The sequence below is a fragment of the uncultured Chitinophaga sp. genome (assembly GCF_937874145.1).
Lineage (GTDB): Bacteria > Bacteroidota > Bacteroidia > Chitinophagales > Chitinophagaceae > Chitinophaga.
Map to the genome: position 1 here is coordinate 17,455 of NZ_CALNBI010000328.1, position 18,498 is coordinate 35,952.

8 protein-coding genes are annotated in these 18,498 nt (G+C 56.1%); 6 read left to right on the forward strand and 2 right to left on the reverse strand.

Features of this window, described 5'->3' with window-relative positions:
* Positions 1 to 28 precede the first annotated feature (28 nt).
* Genes Q0510_RS15890 through Q0510_RS15900 form a run of 3 tightly spaced genes read left to right on the forward strand, consistent with a single transcriptional unit; the run spans position 29 to position 5,653 of the window.
* Positions 29 to 2,995, forward strand: a complete 2,967-nt coding sequence (locus Q0510_RS15890; RefSeq protein ID WP_298713881.1) for a TonB-dependent receptor — start codon at positions 29 to 31, stop codon at positions 2,993 to 2,995.
* An 18-nt stretch (positions 2,996 to 3,013) separates the two neighbouring features.
* The gene (locus Q0510_RS15895; RefSeq protein ID WP_298713883.1) at positions 3,014 to 4,594 is read left to right on the forward strand and encodes a RagB/SusD family nutrient uptake outer membrane protein; all 1,581 of its coding nucleotides are present in this window, start codon (positions 3,014 to 3,016) and stop codon (positions 4,592 to 4,594) included.
* Positions 4,595 to 4,612: 18 nt separating this feature from the next.
* Positions 4,613 to 5,653 carry a SusE domain-containing protein gene (locus tag Q0510_RS15900; RefSeq protein WP_298713887.1) on the forward strand — a complete coding sequence of 347 codons (1,041 nt, stop codon included), beginning with the start codon at positions 4,613 to 4,615 and terminating at the stop codon, positions 5,651 to 5,653.
* A gap of 80 nt (positions 5,654 to 5,733) precedes the next feature.
* On the opposite strand, the gene Q0510_RS15905 is transcribed toward Q0510_RS15900, so the two are convergent.
* Positions 5,734 to 6,378 carry a response regulator transcription factor gene (locus tag Q0510_RS15905; protein WP_298713890.1) on the reverse strand — a complete coding sequence of 215 codons (645 nt, stop codon included), beginning with the start codon at positions 6,376 to 6,378 and terminating at the stop codon, positions 5,734 to 5,736.
* Between the two features lie 482 nt (positions 6,379 to 6,860).
* On the opposite strand from Q0510_RS15905, the gene Q0510_RS15910 reads away from it, so the two are divergent.
* Complete coding sequence (locus tag Q0510_RS15910) at positions 6,861 to 9,524, forward strand: two-component regulator propeller domain-containing protein (protein WP_298713893.1); 2,664 nt, start codon at positions 6,861 to 6,863, stop codon at positions 9,522 to 9,524.
* Positions 9,524 to 9,832, forward strand: a complete 309-nt coding sequence (locus Q0510_RS15915) for an ATP-binding protein (RefSeq protein ID WP_298713896.1) — start codon at positions 9,524 to 9,526, stop codon at positions 9,830 to 9,832. The genes Q0510_RS15910 and Q0510_RS15915 overlap by 1 nt, the downstream gene beginning before the upstream one ends.
* On the opposite strand, the gene Q0510_RS15920 is transcribed toward Q0510_RS15915, so the two are convergent.
* Complete coding sequence (locus Q0510_RS15920) at positions 9,795 to 10,436, reverse strand: response regulator transcription factor (protein ID WP_298713899.1); 642 nt, start codon at positions 10,434 to 10,436, stop codon at positions 9,795 to 9,797. The two genes, Q0510_RS15915 and Q0510_RS15920, sit on opposite strands and share 38 nt — an antisense overlap.
* Before the next feature lie 276 nt (positions 10,437 to 10,712).
* On the opposite strand from Q0510_RS15920, the gene Q0510_RS15925 reads away from it, so the two are divergent.
* Positions 10,713 to 18,498 (forward strand): Ig-like domain-containing protein (locus tag Q0510_RS15925; RefSeq protein WP_298713901.1); only part of this gene is annotated, 7,786 nt, incomplete at its 3' end.

Below are 18,498 nucleotides of genomic sequence, written 5' to 3' on the forward strand. Positions count from 1 at the left end.
TTTTTATCACCAAAATCCACTACTCGTTATGAAAAAGTTTTACAACCGGCTATGGCAATGCCTGTTGCCGGCGCTGCTGGCGCTCCCGGCCCTGGCCCAGGTACAGGTGGGCGGGCGGGTCACCGATGCATTGAGCGGCGAGCCCCTTCCCGGCGTGAGCGTCCAGGTCAAAGGGACGTCCCGCGGCACGCAAACGGATACGCGCGGGCAATTCATCATCTCCGGCGTTACGCCGGCATCCGTCCTTGTCTTTACCTTCCTCGGCAAGCAGCCCCGCGAAGTGGCGGTAGGCGCGCTAACCGAAATCAGCGTAACCCTGGCCGACGATAACCGCGAACTGCAGGAAGCCGTTGTAATCGGGTACGGCACCCAAAAGAAGAAGGAGCTCACAGGCAGCATTACGACCGTTACCGCGAAAGATTTCAATAAAGGAAGCATACAAACGCCCGAACAACTGATTGCGGGCAAAGTGGCCGGTGTTTCGATCGTATCGAACAGCGGACAACCGGGCGTGGGCAGCACCATCCGCATCCGGGGCGGCTCTTCGCTCAACGCCAGCAATGATCCGCTGATCGTGATCGACGGCGTGCCTTTCAGCGGGCAGGGTATCAACGGCGCCCCGAATCCGTTGTCGCTGGTGAATCCCGGCGATATTGAAAGCTTTACCGTGCTGAAGGACGCCTCGGCTACCGCGATCTACGGTTCCCGTGCGTCGAACGGGGTGTTGCTGATTACGACGAAGAAAGGCGTGGCGGGAAAACCGAAATTCAATTTCAATACCAGCCTGGGCGTGGCGCAGCGCGCGAAGGAAGTGGAGGTGTTGTCGGCCGCGCAATTCCGGCAGTACGTGGATTCCTTTGGCACCGCCGCGCAACGCGGGCTGATGGGTGATGCGGCGACGGATTGGCAGGAGGAGATATACCAGTCCGGACTCACGTCGGATAACAACCTCAGCGTAAGCGGCAGCCTCGGCGGTATGCCTTACCGGGTGTCCGCCAACCTGCTGCACCAAAATGGAATGTTGATCACTGACAGATTGCAGCGTTCCCATCTTTCCGTCAACCTTTCCCCGCAACTGTTCAACCGGCACCTGAAAATCAACGTGAGCGTGAAGGGCGCCATCACCAAGGCGCATTACGCCAACCAGCAGGCGATCATCAACGCCGTGCAGTTCGACCCCTCGCAGCCGGTGCGCGATACGGCCAGTCCGTTTGCCGGCTATTACGAATGGTATACGACAGACAACACCGGCGAGATCACCCTCAATCCCAACGCGCCCCGCAATCCCGTGTCGCTCGTCCGTATGCAGGATAACAATGCCACGGTGAAACGGAGCTATGGCAACCTGGAACTGGACTACAAATTCCACTTCCTTCCCGATCTGCGCGCCAACCTGAACCTCGGCTACGATATCTCCCGCGGCAACGGAACCACTTTCGTGCCGGCGGATGCAGGGCAACAGTTCGCGGCGGGCGGACAAAATAACCGGTTCCTGCAGGAGATCAACAACAAGGTGGGCGAGTTTTATCTCAGCTACCTGAAGGAGATTCCCGGGATCAAGTCCACTGTAAACGCCATGGCGGGCTACGGGTATTACGACAACGCCACCACCAATTACAATTACGCCAACTTTAATGCGAAAGGGGATACGATCTCAGGGAGCGTGCCGCTTTTTCCATTCGATAAGCCGCAGAACACGCTGATATCGTACTACGGCAGGCTGATCTATACGTTCGACGACCGGGTTGTGTTTGCGGGCTCGTTGCGGACCGACGGCTCGTCCCGCTTCGCGCCCGAGAACCGCTGGGGCGTATTCCCTTCCGCGGCCATCACCTGGCGCCTCAACCGCGAAGCGTTTCTGCGCAACAGCGAAACCCTCAGCGACCTGAAGCTCCGCCTCAGCTACGGCGTTACCGGCAACCAGGACGGCATCGCCAATTATTCCTGGATGTCGATTTACGGCACCAGCACCAATGCGAGCATGTACCAGCTGGGCGACAAATACTACTATCTGCAATCGCCCGCGGCTTATGACAAGGATATCAAGTGGGAGCAAACGGCGACGTTGAACGGCGGCGTGGACTTCGGATGGTTCAACGGGCGGTTGTCCGGCAGCCTGGACGTGTATTTCAAGAAAACGAAGAACCTGCTCAACACGGTACCCATTCCCATCGGTTCCAACTTCAGCAACCAACTGCTCACCAACGTGGGCAACATCGAGAACAAAGGCGTGGAGCTGAGCCTGGCGGCAATTCCCGTACAAAACGACCGGCTGACCTGGGACGTGAATTTCAATATCACTTACAACAAGAACAAGATCACCAACCTTACGGCCATCAACAATCCGAGCTTCCTGGGCAACCTCACGGGCGGGATCACGGGCGGTACGGGGCAGACCATCCAGATCCATTCGGTGGGGTACAACACCTTTTCATATTTCGTGTACAAACAGGTGTACGACAAGAGCGGGCGGCCGCTGGAAGGGGTGTATGAAGACCTGGATAAAAACGGGATCATCAACCAGCGGGACATGTACCGGTATAAATCGCCCGCGCCGGTGGTGTTCCTGGGATTCAGCACGCGCGTGGCCTTTGGGAGATGGGATGCGGGAACGGCGCTGCGCGCCAGCCTGGGGAATTACATGTATAACAACGTGGCGTCCAACTTCGGCGTGCGGCGGAGCATCATCAACCCGCTGGGGCTGCTGAATAACAGCACCACCGACATCTACAAAACAGGATTCTACAACAACCAGTACCAATCCGATTACTACGTGCAGAACGCCTCATTCCTCCGGATGGATAACCTGACGTTGGGGTACAATGCGGGCGCATTATTCGGCAGCCAGGTGAGGCTCCGCATCAACGCGGCTTGTCAAAATGTGTTCGTGCTCACGAAATACAAGGGGCTGGACCCCGAAGTAAACGGCGGGATCGACTACAACCTGTATCCCAGGGCGCGCACCTTTGTGCTGGGCGTAAACCTGGACTTCTGATCTCAAAATTGCGACAAAATGAAATCAAGCATATTGCAGACGATAGCGCTGATTGGCGCAATGGGGATGGCGGCCTGTCATAAAGACCTGGACCGCATGCCCACCAATTCGAATACGGCCGCGGTGACGTACAGCACCATCGAGGGGTACCGGCAGGTGGCGGCGAAAGTATATGCCAGCATGGCTTTGGCGGGCAACAACGGCATCAACGCTTCGGACCTGGCGGGAATCGACCCCGGGCAGGCAGATTTCCTGCGGCTGTACTGGAACGCGCAGGAATTGCCGACGGAAGAGGCTATGTGCGTGTGGAACGACCCCGGCATCCCGGATTTCCATAACCTGAACTGGACGAGCAGCAATGCTTTACTCACCGCGTTGTATAACCGGTGCATGTTCCATGTTTCGATCGTGAATGAGTTCCTGCGGGAATCGACGGAAGCGAAGCTGGCGGAGCGCGGGTTTTCGGGGAAGGAGGCGGAAGAGATCCGGCTCTTTAAAGCAGAGGCGCGCTTCCTGCGGGCTTACCAGTATTGGGTGCTGATGGACCTGTTCGCCAACCCGCCATTTGTAACGGAGGAAGACGCGGTGGGAAAGTTTGTGCCGGAGCAAACGGACCGCGCCACGCTCTTCGCGTTCGTGGAATCGGAGCTGCTGGCGGTGGAGCCGCTGGTGAAGGCGGCCCGGACGAACGAATATGCCCGCGTGGACCGGGGCGCGGTGCAGGCCCTCCTGGCCAGGCTGTACCTGAACGCCGCGGTGTATTTGGGCGAGGGGAACGCGAAGTACGGCATGGCTGCTGAATATGCGGCAAAGGTGATCGGGAGCGGATATGCGCTGAAGCCCGTGTACCGGGAGCTTTTCATGGCGGATAACCACATCGGGAATACGGAAGTGATTTTGCCGATTGCATACGATGGCGTGAATACGCAGAATAACGGCGGCACCACGTTCATCATCAACGCGGCCATCAACGGCGATATGAAGCCGGCCGACTTTGGCGTGCCTGGCGGCGGATGGGGCGGCAACCGCGCTACCCGCGCGCTACCGGAGTTGTTCGAAGACGCCAGCGGGGCCACAGACAAGCGGGCCATGTTCTTTGGCGACAAGCCCGAGATCAATGACGTGGCGGAGTTTTCGGAAGGGTTGCGGGTGGTGAAGTTCCGGAACAAGACCTCCACGGGCGAAACGCCCGAGGCGCCAGGAGGGGCTTTCTGCTCGGTGGATTTCCCGCTCTTCCGGCTGGCGGAGCAATATCTCATCTACGCCGAGGCGGTGAAGCGCGGTGGCGGCGGGAGCGAAGCCACGGCGCTGGGGTACCTCAACCTGCTCCGCACGCGCGCCTATGGTGATGCTTCGGGGAATATCGCTACGTACAACCTGGATTACATCCTGGCGGAAAGAGGACGGGAATTGTATTGGGAGGCTTTCCGGAGAACGGACCTCATCCGCTTCGGGCGCTTCACGGCGTCCGCTTACGTCTGGCCCTGGAAAGGCGGGGTGAAAGACGGCAAAGGCGCCGAAACCTTCAGGAACATCTATCCCATCCCATCCACCGATCTTACCGCTAACCCTTCACTGGTGCAGAACAATGGTTACTGACCGCAAAACATTACAGCCATGATCAAAAGATATCGCATTTACCTGCTCATCTGCACCCTGGGGCTATCCGCCGCGTCGTGCAAGAAGGATGAAGTAAGGACCGTGGCGGGCGATGGTACGCCCACCACCATGCAGGCCAGCGCCACCACGCTGGTGCTGTCAAAGCCGAATGCCGGCGAGCCGGCCGTCACTTTCAGGTGGAACGCCAGCACCTTCGGGTTCAGCGGCGTGGTGAAATACAGCGTCGAATTCGCGAAGAAGGGAACGGGTTTCGCCGTGGTGAAAGCCGTGGCGGCGGATACGCTCATGAAAACCCTCACCGTCGGCGAGCTCAATACCATCGCCAACGGGCTGGAGCTGGATAACGGCATCCCGCAGGAAATGGAAGTGCGCATCAACGCCTACATCAGCCGCGATTACCCCGCCGCTTTTTCCAACGTAACGGGCCTGGTGGTGACGTCCTACATGGACCTCATCGATTACCCCTCGCTCTGGGTGCCGGGCGATTACCAGGGCTGGGCGCCCGCCACCGCGGCGAAGCTCGCTTCCCTGAAATCGGATGAGGTCTATGAAGGATTCGTGCATTTCCCCGGGGCTGCCACATCTTTCAAACTCACGACCCTGCCTTCCTGGGACGGGAAGAACTATGGCGGCACCAGCGCGGGCAACGGCGGCGCGGTATCCACTTCCGGCGATAACCTGGCCGTTTCCGGCGCGGGATATTATTTCCTGCAGGTAGACCTCGGCGGCAGCGCCTGGACCGCCACCAACACCACCTGGTCGCTCATCGGGAATGCCGCTGGCGGCTGGGACACGGATGTGGACATGACTTTCGATGCGGCAAAGAACGCCTGGACCGCCACCCTCAACCTCACCGCCGGGGCGTTGAAGTTCAGGGCCAATCACGCATATGATATCAATTTCGGCGATAATAAACTGTCGGACCCGTTCCTGAACCGGGGCGGGAAGGATATTCCCGTGGCGGAGGCGGGCAGTTACGTAGTAACGCTTGACCTGAGCCGGGCGGGCAATTACATGTATTCGATCGTCAAGAAATAAGGAAAGATTTTGCGTAGTGTTTACATACGGTGAAGATCCGTTGAACGGGGGCTCCTGCATCGGCAGGGGCCCTTTTTGTCTTAATTGGAGTAGAGGCGCAGCATTTCGGCGAGACCGATGACGCTGTTGATATTCAGTTTTTCGAATATCCGGCTTTTGTACGTGCTGACGGTGGTGACCTGGATGTTGAGGGCCCTGGCGATGTTCATGACGCTCATGCCCTTTGCCAGCAGGAGCATTACTTCCTTTTCGCGGCCGGAAAGCGCCATCAGGGGATTGGCGGATTCGGGGGAGGAGGGATGGCCATGATGGCTGTGATGGTCCAGCAGCCGGGTTCGGATGCCGGGGGTGAGGTATTTGCCGTTTTCGGACATGGTGAGGATCGCCCGGCGGATTTCTTCTTCCGGCGCATGTTTTTCCAGGTAGCCGTCGGCCCCCGCCTGGATGTAATTGATGCCGAACATCTGCTCGTCGTACCCCGAAAATATGAGGATGCGGATGCCGGGTTGCCGGAGGCGCACGGCGCTGATCATTTGCAGGTTGTTGCCGCCGGGGATATTAATGTCGAGAATGAGCAGGTCGAAGGTTTGTTCCGACAGCTGCCGGATGGTTTCGTCGAAATCGGCGGCTTCCACCACCTTCACGGGATCGAGGATATCCCTGATAATGGCGGTGATGCCAAAACGCACGATGGCATGGTCTTCCGATACGAGGACTGATTTCATAGAAAGGTTATATGCCGGCAAAGCTAGTCATTTTGAAAATGACTGTTTGTGCGTTTAGTCTCTTTCCGGTAAAGTAGAAGTATTACTACAGGCCGGGTTTTCCTGACAGCGTATCTTCGTGCCCGTTTGAAAGCAACCGGTGCCAGCACCATTCACCCGCGGAAATCTGCCCGTCCGCTACCGCTTTCAGTTGCTATCCACCCGCAATTTTGAACTATCCGGCCACTTGCCCGTTCCGGCAGGCAGGGAGGTTGTATATATAGGATTTTGGTTTTTCAAAGGATATGGTTAGAAAAAAAAGGTTGTCATTCCTGGCGACCTTTTTTCATGCCGCTGCATCTCTGCTACGAATACACGGAGTTGTCACAAACTTGTCTTCCCGCACAAGAATTGCCCGAAGTTAGGATTTCGGGAAACCGTTTGCTAGATTTGCCCTGCTAAAACGGAAACCACCCAAAGACCTGAGAACACAGATCACCATATTGGTACTGCTATTCCATTGCCTGCCCCTGGCTGCCCAGATCAGTCAGGATACCTCATCATATCTGTTACAGCATTACGACAACAGCAGCGGGCTGCCCCAGAACAGCGTGAACGCCATCGGTTCGGACCCGGAAGGGTATATCTGGCTGGCTACGGAAGGCGGGCTGGTCCGGTACGACGGGCTTCATTTCCGGCTTCGGAATGCGGAAAATCCTGCGTTGCGCAACAACCGGTTTTATTATATCTACCATGATCTCGACGGCCGTTTTTCGGCCATGAACTACGATAATGAAGTGGTGCGGATCGAAAAGGGGGAAGTACGGCGGGATACGGCGGTGCGCCTGGCAACGATGGATTACGTGAAGTGGAAGATGCCGAATAGTGAAAAAGACAGCGGTAATACCTATCATATCCGGGTGACGAACCGGCCGCAGAGCTGGGGCGCGCAATTGACCGGGCTCCGGTGGTATCTGCCGGATAACCGTACCATTGTCTACGAAAGCGGTGTATTAACTGCTTCCCGGAACCAGGTTCCCGAATTCAGCCATGCTTTCCAAAATAAGGGCAGCTGGCATTTTTTTCTGCTGGGAGATATGCTGTTTTTTCTTGGGGAAGACGGGCGCACCGTGCGTTTCGGGCCCCGCCTCCATACGGCTCCCCTCGAAGGAGATATCCGGCAGAACCCCGCATTCCGGCGCAACCCCGCGAAAGTAAAACTGTTCTGGAACCGGCTGAGCCCCAAACACCTCATCCTCTATATCGGTAAAACTTTCTACCTCGCTTCCCGCAGTGGCGACAACATCACCACCCGCAAACTCTTCGCGGGATTCGATATGGATGCCGCCAGCATTTGCAGCGGATATTATGACACCACTACCGGCAGGCTGTTTCTCGGCAGCAGCACGCTGGGATTGTATGTGCTTTCACCGAAAAACTTTGCCAGCAGGCATTCGCCGCAGGGTTACAACAGCCACTACAGCCTGATGCCCATCGGAAACGACCAGGTGATGGCCAACGGGCATATACTCAGCTATCCCCGGAAACAGGCGGCCATCCAACAGTATGATAACATGGCAGATTCCTACAGCCTCGCGCCCGACGGCAACGGCGGCTTCTGGTCCAAGGGGCATTCCATGCTGTACCACGCGCGATTATCGCCGTACCAGCCATTGGAACGTTACGATCTCCCGGAAAAAATCACGATGCTGTATACCGATACCCGCAACCAGCTGTGGATCGGGATGCATAAAGCAGGTATCTGGACAACGGACAGCCAGCATCCCGCGGACCCCAAACCGTTGCTGCCCATCCGGGAAGATGCTACCTGTTTTGCAGAGGATGGTAATACCATGTACATCGGGACCGATGGCGCCTTTTTCCTTTGCGACATGATCACCCGCCGGATAGATACGGTGCAGGGGCTGAACGGGAAATACATCCGGAGCGCCAGGGTGGTGCAGCCGCGGGAAGTCTGGATCACGACATACGACCACGGGTTCTTCCTGTATAAAAACGGCCGGCTGACGGCATTCCCTTACGACAACGACCGCTATATCGTCAACGCGCACTGCATGTACTACGACCGGAACGGTTATTTCTGGATTCCTACCAACAAAGGGCTCTTCCAGGTGCAGCGGACGGACCTGCTGGCCTATGCAGGGGATTCCAGCGTAGTGCCGTACTATCATTACTATGACCGCCGCGACGGGTTTGCTACGAACGAATTCAACGGCGGCTGCCAGCCTTGCGCGGCCGAACTGGGGAATGGATATGTGGCCCTGCCTTCCCTGAATGGCCTGGTCTTCTTCCATCCCGATTCCGTTCGCCCCGTGTTGCCGGCGCTGCCCATTTCGCTCGACCGGGTATGGCTGGATAAGAAATCCCTGGCGCCTGCTGACCTCGCGGACCTTCCGGAAGCGTTCAATTCGCTCCAGCTGGAGTTCAGCACACCCCACATGGGGAACCGCAAGAACCTGCAGCTGAACTTCGCCCTCATCCGCGCCAACGACGCCGATACCATCTGGAACCCGCTGCCGGATGATGGCCGCGTGATGTTCTCCACCTTGCCGCCGGGGGATTATTCCCTGCTGGTGCGCAAGCTGGATGGGTTTGGTTTTGGAAATTATTCCGATAAGATCGTGGAACTGCATGTCAAAAAGCCCTGGTACGAATCCCGTGTGTTTTATGGCGTGCTGTTGTTGTTGGGTATCGGCATCACCTTGCTGGTTACCCGGTTGCGGACGATGTACGTGAACCGGAAGAATGAAATGCTGGAAAAACTGGTGGCTTCCAAAACGCGGGAGCTGCAGGTGAAGTCGGCTTTGCAGGATAAGATCATCCAGTCGGTGAGCCACAATATCCTCACCCCGCTGAAATACCAGCAGTTGTTGTCACGGAAGATATTTGAATCGAAGGGAAATGATGCGGCGTCGTTTACGGAGATGGCGCGGATCATGAACGATCACACGCATTACCTGTACCACATGGTGGCCAACCTGTTGAAGTACCTGAAGAGCCAGATCGGCGACAGGGAGGTGTCGGAAACGGTGTTTGCGCCGGTGGAAACGGCGGATGCGGTAATGCAGATCTTCGCGGATATCGCGCGGGAGAAGGGGACGGCGCTGGTCAATAACATCCCGGGGATGAGCTGCTGGTATCGGTGATGCTGTACAACCTGACCGACAATGCCGTGAAGGTGACGCGCAACGGGCGTATAGTGCTGGAGGCGGCGGAGGAAGGAGGGGGCGCGGTGCTGGTGATCTCCGATTCCGGGCCGGGGATGCGGGCCGACCTGATGCAATGGTTCAATACCGGCGATGCGATGGATTCACCGATAGCTGGTGGCGGCATCGGGCTGATGATCGTAAAGGAGCTGGCGCAGGCGATGGGGCTGCATGTGGCGGTGACTGCCGCGGCGGGCCAGGGGAGCCGGTTTACGATCTGGTTTCCGGGCGAACGGGGAGTGCATTGACCTTTTCGGCCAGTTCGATAATATTGTTAACCCCCATCTTCCCAAAAATTTTTGCTTTAAACGTACTGAGGGTAGACGACTGGATATTGAGGGCCGCCTTGATTTCCGGGTTCGACGCGCCCCGGATCATGAGCTGCATCACTTCAAATTCGCGGGGTGAGAGGGTGGAGGACTCGGTGGCCCTGCTTTTCGGGAAATGGCCCAGCAGCCTGGATTGCACGGGCATGCTGATCCAGGGTGCGCCGCCGAGGACGGTCCGGATGGCATCCTGCACCGTTTCGGGGGGAGCGGTTTTCTGGAGATAGCCGCAGGCGCCGGCTTTGAGATAGCTCATGGCATGCGTTTCCTCGTCGAAATTGGAAAATATCAGGATAGGCGTGGCCGGCCGGATCTCCCTGACTTCCGCGATCATGCGCGGGTGGCCGCCGCCTGGCAGCTGGATATCCAGTAGAAGGAGCTCGCAGGCTTCTTCCCGCAACATTTCCAATACCTGGTAGAAGGAATCCGCTTCGCGGATATAGGCTTCAGGATAGATGCTACTGATGATGATTTTGACTCCCATTCTCAGTACGCTATGGTCTTCCGCAATAATTATCGAAGGCATAAGGTTCCAGGATTCGTAGAAATATTTCTATGGTTAGAATTACTGACAATATAAAAATAGAAAACGATTGACACACAGACAAATTTGTGGCCGGTATTTTTGCATGTCGTGAAAAAGTAACCTGTGGAGCATCGTTTTTAACCGTTCCTAAACCTAAAAGATCATATTCCTATGCATTGACTTTTACTTTCCCCTGTACATACCAGACCTCATTGACTGACGTGCCCGGAGCCCCGGGAGCGCCTTACTGTTAATCATATGCATTTACCAATCCTCATGAGAAAGTTAATATCCTTTTTCGTCTTATTGTTGCTATCCTTATCCAGCATGGCCGCCGATTATTATTGGGTGGCCGGATCGGGTACATGGAGTAACCTGAACAACTGGCGTTTGGGCAGCCCCACGGGTGCTATTCCCAGTATCGTTCCTTCCAGTGCGGATAACGTGATCTTCGGCCCTCCGGGCGGGCAAGCGGGCAACTGGGCTGTTACGGTGGACGCGAACGTGTTCTGTAACAACTTCACCTGGCTGCCGGGATTAACGGGTAATCCGAGGATCAACAGGACGAATACTACGTTTATCATTTCCGTTTCGGGAAACGTATCTATCCAGCCGAATGTGGCCTACGACGGTGTCGCGCTTGACCTGGTGGGTGGTGCGAATACGACGGTAATGGCGAATGGCCCGGCAAATGTGAACATGACCTACAACATCCGGAAAACCGGCGGAGCGGTAGTGACCTTCGCGGACGATTACGTGGCGATGAACAATGGGTATAACCGTAACTCGATTATATTATTTACGGGGGGATTGGATGTTTCCAACAGGAAGATTTCCATGTATTCTTTAGGGTCTGATCAGCCCGGTGCACGTAGTATGAATATTGCCAATGCTACGCTGGACCTTTCATATACATATAGCGGACTAGGAACAGGACTGGTGTTGACGGCTTCGGGGAGCATTATCAGGACGAACCGTTTTTGGTCGGATGCGGGTACTTATCATCAGGTGCAGGTCCGGACTACAAGCGCATCCGAGCATGCCATAGCGAACACCACGTTCAATAAACTGGAGTTCGTCACTGCTTCCGTTTCGTCTGCGTCGAGAGTTGCCAATAATAATACCATCGATACACTGATATTTCATGGTTACGGTAATGTCAGAAATGCGAATAACGTGGTGAAGTACCTGCTGATGAAGATGGGTGGGCATTTCGGTGGGACGGGCAACCAGGTTCAATATGCGGAAGTACAGGGGTTGATGAGCGTCATCGACAGGGGAACGCACACCTTTGATACCTTGCTGACCGCACCGAATAGGAATATCAACATAGACGGTACCCTGAATATCAATAAACTGTTCAGGGCCGGCGGCGCGCCCTGCGACGGGTTTACCGAGATTACCGGCAACCCGCTCGCTACTTTTAACTTCGCTACAGGGGCGGACATACAGATCGATAACGTACTATTGACCAAAACCACTGCAAGTGGCACCATGACGCCGATTACCGTAAACGGTATCGATGGGGAAGGGAATACGGGTTGGACGATCACAGAGCCCACCGGACCGGGGACCACCCTGTATTGGGTAGGAGGCGCCGGCGACTGGAATGATAACACGCATTGGAGCGCAACCAGTGGGGGGCCGGGAGGAGCATGCCTGCCTTTCATCAATGACAACGTCGTATTTGATGGCGGCAGTGGCTTCTCTGCAGGTAATAATATTGTCACCACTTCGGCGAATACGTATTGCCGGAACATGACCTGGTCCGGCGTGGCCGGCAACCCCATTTTTAATGAAAGTACGGCGTACACCCTGCAAGTTTACGGTTCGGTGGTGCTGGATCCTGCCGTTACCATGAATGCGATCCTGTTGATGCCCGGGGAAGCGGATGCAACGGTAACCACCAATGGCGCAGGCAGCGGAAACCTCGGTTTCACCGTCCGTAAGTACCGGCCTGGTTTCCAGGCCAAAGTGACTTTTTTAGATGACTGGAACAATCCGGCAGGGGCGATCGCAGTGCAGCGCGGCGGGCTAGACTGGACCAACCGTAAGATTAGCATCAATTCATTTTCTTCCGGCGGTTCGAACGGCCGGATCATTGATATCGGGAATGCCGTTATCCAGGTGAACGATTGGACGGTGAGCGGCCTGTATCATGTGGTAAATTCCAACAACTCGTATATTAAAACCGGTACGATTACTACCAGGACGGCAACCTATCCGGACGTGGAAGTAACTGGTACGGCAGAGGTGCCAATGGATATCGCCCATACGAGTTTTGGCTGGCTGACATTTAGCAATCCATCTGTTACTTCCGGTGCGCGGATATTGAACAACAATACCATCCGCCGGTTGGAATTCAAAGGGAAAGGCCAGGTACGTGCCAATAGTAACAATATTGACTCGCTGATCACGGCACCCAATCGTAACTTTTCATTTTACCTGGCAGCTTCCACCAACATCAACAAGTACTTCAGGTCGGTTCATCCCTCCTGTAGCGGCCTGGGCGAGATCAGGAGCGGCAATGCCGATATCAGTACGCTGAACTTTGGCGCGAATGCAACGGTGGAGATTGAGAACGTATATATGGAGAACATCGCCGCCGCTGGCGGCGGAGGTACCCTAACCTTGCCGATTGCTTTCAACGGGGCGGACGCGGGCGGTAATACCGGATGGGTGATTTCGCCATCTACCTCCGGCGCCAGGTATTGGGTGGGAGGTTCCGGTGATTGGAACGACGCCAGCCACTGGAGCAATACGAGCGGCGGACCGGGCGGAGCTTGTATACCGACGGCCAGTAATGATGTTTTCTTTGATGCGAATTCCGGATTTACCGCCGCCGCCAAAACTGTCACCATTTCCGTGGGGAATGCTTACTTCCGGAATATGGACTGGACCGGCGCAACGAACGAGCCGATCCTGAGCAAGAGCAATACCTGGGTCGCCGAATGCTGGGGGAACCTGATTCTGAACCCTAATGCTTTCATCAACGGACAGCTCCGGATGGTGGGCCCGGGTAATGCGACGATCACCGCAAGCACCAGGGGGAACTTTGATATCGACGTCATTAAAACTGCCGGCGGTGGAGTTACTTTGTTGAATGATTTTGTGAACGCCAACACGAACTTCCGTCTTACAAGGGGAGGTTTCAACATCGCGGGCAAAACGGTGAATGTAACCAGCATCAGTAACTTCGGTATCGATAATAGCATCCAGCTCGATATTTCTAATGCCAACATTACCGCCATCAACTTCCAGTATTACGGCGGTTTTGTCAACAGGACCGTCAATGCCGCCAACTCCCGGATTACGGGATCGGCCATCCTGCATAGCGGTAGCTATAATCTTATTACTATTACGGGAACGGCGTCGGGGAACTGCCAGCTGACGAACGTAACTGCGGATTCTCTCATCTTTACCAATCCCCATAACGCATCGGCCGTGGGTATTAACGGCAGCAACAACACCCTTAATTATGTAGAATATAAAGGCAGCGGGGCTATTTACGGGACAAATAATACGATGGGAACGCTCGTGTTCTTCCCTGGTAACGTTTATCGTTTAAATGGAGGTTCTACCAATACCGTTACCGGTGAATGGTTCGGCAGCGGTACGCCCTGCCGCCTCACGGAGATCCGGAGTACCAATACTACACCTGCTACTATGGTGAAAACCAGCGGGGACGTGATCTTTGATTACGTGCGCCTGGAACGCTCCAATGCAACGGGTGGCGCTACATTCCGTGCAAAAGAGCACTCTGATGATCTCGGTGGCAATACCGGCTGGACGATCGACCCCAAAGACGCCGCAGCGCCGATACTCGGACTGGGCGAAGATGTGGAGATCTGTGCCAGCGCTTTCCCCTATACATTAAATACTACCGGCTTCTTCGGCGCGCCGGGATCCGTGTATACCTGGAGCGATGGCAGCAACGGCGAAACGTTGTCGGTCACCACGCCCGGCACTTACCGCGTGAGCGTAACCTTCCCCGACGGATGTAACGTAAAAGATACTATCAAGATCACCCAGGCAGTAGTGCCCGTGGATCCTATCGTGGGAGACGCGGCAGTGTGCGTGGGTGAAACAAAGACTTTGACAAATGCTACAGCCGGCGGCGTTTGGTCCACCAGCGACGCTGCGGTAGCTACCGTGGATGCTGCGGGAGTGGTAACCGGCGTTGCTGCCGGAAATGTGACTATTTCCTATACGGTTACTTCCGGCGCGGGTTGCGAAGGTGTGATTACACATGACATGACGGTGAACCCGCTGCCCGTAGTGCCCGTCATCACCGGTACACCGGATGTATGCGTGGGACTGACTACGCCTCTGGCGAATACGCTGGCCGGCGGCACCTGGACTACCAGCGATGCAGCTGTTGCCACTGTGAGCGCAACCGGTATTGTGACCGGCATATCCGCGGGCACGGCCACTATTACATATGAGGTAACCAGCGCGGCAGGATGCAAATCCAGCCAGACAATTAATATAACCGTCAACGCCCTCCCGGTGATGACGCCCATTACCGGTACCACTACCGTTTGTGAAGGCGGTACCACTGCGCTGTCGCATACAATTGCAGGCGGTGTTTGGACGTCCACCAATATCGCAATTGCCGCTGTCGACGCTTCGGGCGTTGTGACGGGCATGGGTGCAGGCACTACCGATATTACTTATACCGTAATGAATCCGGAAGGATGTACGGCCAGCGAAACGGTGACCATCACCGTGAACGCACCGCCGGTAGCCACACCCATTACAGGCACAATGGCGGTATGTATCGGGGGCAATACTACCTTGGCGAATTCCACGCCCGGAGGTAGCTGGTCCTCATCCAACACCGCCGTAGCGACAATTGACGCATCTGGTGTAGTGACGGGGCTTGCGGCCGGAACTACCATCATTTCATATGCTGTGAACCATGCAGGAGGATGCGTAACAACGGAAACCGCTACGGTTACGGTCAGCGCACCGCCGACAGTGAGTGGCATCAATGGCACCACAAGCCTTTGCATGGGTGGAAATACGACACTGACAAATGCTACGCCGGGTGGCGTGTGGGCTTCCGGCAATGACGCCGTAGCCACGATCGATGCTGCCGGTAATGTGACGGGCGTTGCAGCAGGCACCGCCACCATTACTTATACCGTGACCAACGCAACGGGGTGCGCTGCATCGCAATCCACAACCGTAACCGTTTACATGACCCCGGTTGTGGCAGCCATCACCGGTGTCAATACCATTTGCGACGGCGACTTTACCCAATTGTATAATACGACGCCCGGCGGCGTTTGGTCGTCCGCCAATGATGGTATTGCTTTGGTGGATCCCTTTGGGATGGTGTTGGGCAACTCGCCCGGCACAACGACCATTTCATACACCGTGACCGACGGCAACGGTTGTTCGACCGTGCGTACCACGCCGTTTACGGTAAATACCCCGCTCATCGTGGCGCCGATCACCGGCAGCAGCACGGTTTGTACGGGAGGGACTACTACACTTTCCAGCCTGACCACAGGCGGCGTTTGGGCTTCCAGCAATCCGGCAGTGGCCACGGTCAATGCACAGGGGGAGGTGTCGGGCTTAACCATCGGCAGCACGACTATTTCTTACACGGTGACCAACAGCGCCAGCTGTAACGCCATGGTGACTTTCAACCTGGCGGTTCAATCGCCGACGGCTGTTGCGCCTATAACAGGCACCCCCGATGTCTGCATCGGCGGTACAACTACTTTGGCGAATGCAACGCCGGGTGGTGCCTGGTCGTCGTCCGATCCCGCTGTAGCTACGATTGACGCAAGCGGTGAAGTGACGGCTGTTTCCGCAGGTACAACTACTATTTCTTATACTATCACCGAGGCATCCGGCTGTATTTCCGCACAGGCGGTTACAGTTACGGTACACGCATTGCCGACGGTGGATCCGATCACGGGCACTATGGATGTGTGCGTGGGTGCCAACACTGCCTTGGCAAGCGCCACGGCGGGCGGTTCCTGGTCGTCTTCCGACAACGCCATCGCGACAGTAGACGCGGCGGGTGTTGTGACAGGCGTATCCGCTGGTACTGTTAATATTACTTATTCATATACCAACGCAGCGGGTTGCACCGCTGATCAGACCGCTGCTGTAACGGTTGACGCCTTGCCCGTTGTAGCACCGATCACCGGTACTACCGACGTGTGTGCCGGTTCTTCCACTACTTTGGCGAGCGCTACGACAGGCGGTACCTGGTCGTCTTCCGACATCTCCGTGGCGACAGTAGACGCGGCGGGTGTAGTGACGGGCGTATCCCTGGGAGCGGCCACTATCACTTATACGGTTACCAACGCAGCAGGTTGCACGGCTATCCAGACGGCTGAGGTGAATGTTGATCCGGTGCCGGCAGTAGACCCGATCGTGGGCGCTGCGGCTATCTGCCTGGGGACCAATACTACTTTTACGAATCTTACAGCAGGGGGCACCTGGTCGTCTTCCAACACTGCCGTGGCAACGATTGACGCGGCGGGAGAAGTGACGGCTGTGGCTCCTGGTACAACGAATATTATTTATACCGTGACCAGCGCGATGGGTTGCGTGTCGGCCCGGTCGGTGTCGCTGACGGTGAATGCCCTTCCGGTTGTAAACCCGATCCTGGGTGTGATGAGCGTTTGTGTGGGAGGGACTACATCATTGTCGAGCACGACTACCGGCGGTGTGTGGAGTTCCGGTGATCCGGCGGTGGCTACGATTGATACGGATGGAGAGGTAACCGGTGTATCCGCCGGTACGGCCATCATTTCCTACACGGTGACCAATGGCTCGGGATGCGTGACGGTGCGGACGGTTTCGGTAACGGTGAATGCGCTGCCGGTTGTTGCGCCGATCACCGGAACTACAGACCTGTGCGAGGGAGCTTCCACGCAATTGGCCAGCATTACGCCGGGCGGTACCTGGTCTACTTCCAGCACGATGGTGGCTTCCATCAATGCGGCCGGAGAGGTGCAGGGTATTGCTGCCGGGACTGCGGTTATAACTTATACAGTAACCAATGCATCGGGTTGCGAACAGTCGGTAACCACGACCGTTACGGTAAACGCGTTGCCGGTTGTAAGTCCTGTTACAGGTACAACCGACGTATGTGTAGGATCAACTACTGCTTTGGCGAGTGCTACGGCAGGCGGTGCCTGGACTTCATCCGACATCGCCGTTGCGACGGTAGATGCATCGGGTGTAGTGACGGGCGTATCTGCAGGCACGGCTACCATTACTTATACGGTGGTGAATGCATTAGGCTGTGAGCAGTCGGTAAATGCCACCATTACGGTGAACGATGTGCCGGTTGTGGATCCGGTTACGGGTACATTGAATGTCTGCGTAGATGCTTCCACGACGCTGGCGAGCGCGACGGCGGGAGGGGCCTGGTCTTCTTCCGATAACGCCATCGCGACGGTAGACGCGGCGGGAGTGGTGACAGGCATTTCCGCGGGTACGGTTAATATTATCTATACCGTTACAAATGGGGCTGGTTGCGTTGCGATGCAGTCGGCTTCCGTAACGGTGGATGCCCTGCCTGTTGTAGATCCGATTACGGGAACTGCGGACGTTTGCGTGGGGGCTGCCACTGCATTGTCCAACGCAACCGCAGGCGGCACCTGGGCCACTTTAAATGCCGGCATCGCTACAGTGGATGCGGCGGGAGTAGTGACAGGCATCTCCGCAGGAACGACGACTATTACTTATACGGTGACCAGCGGCGCAGGATGCACGGCTGAGCAGGCGATTACAATTACGGTAGACGCGCTGCCTGTAGTAGCGCCGATCACGGGTACTACCGACGTATGCGTGGGTGCTACCACTAACTTGGCGAGCACCACAGCAGGAGGCACCTGGACATCTTCCGACATTGCCATCGCGACAGTAGACGCGGCGGGTGTGGTGACAGGTGTTGCCGCAGGTACGGTTACTATTACATATTCTTATACAAACGCGGCTGGTTGCTCCGCTGACCAGACTGCTTCGGTAACGGTTAATGCGCTCCCGACCGCGGGAACCATCACCGGCACCACGGATGTTTGCGTAGCGG

What these genes read in the sequence shown, in the direction of transcription:
- Q0510_RS15900 (WP_298713887.1), top strand. Translation starts at nt 4,613, where the DNA reads ATGATCAAAAGATATCGCATTTACCTGCTCATCTGCACCCTGGGGCTA.
- Q0510_RS15905 (WP_298713890.1), bottom strand. Translation starts at nt 6,378, where the DNA reads ATGAAATCAGTCCTCGTATCGGAAGACCATGCCATCGTGCGTTTTGGC.
- Q0510_RS15890 (WP_298713881.1), top strand. Translation starts at nt 29, where the DNA reads ATGAAAAAGTTTTACAACCGGCTATGGCAATGCCTGTTGCCGGCGCTG.
- Q0510_RS15915 (WP_298713896.1), top strand. Translation starts at nt 9,524, where the DNA reads ATGCTGTACAACCTGACCGACAATGCCGTGAAGGTGACGCGCAACGGG.
- Q0510_RS15920 (WP_298713899.1), bottom strand. Translation starts at nt 10,436, where the DNA reads ATGCCTTCGATAATTATTGCGGAAGACCATAGCGTACTGAGAATGGGA.
- Q0510_RS15895 (WP_298713883.1), top strand. Translation starts at nt 3,014, where the DNA reads ATGAAATCAAGCATATTGCAGACGATAGCGCTGATTGGCGCAATGGGG.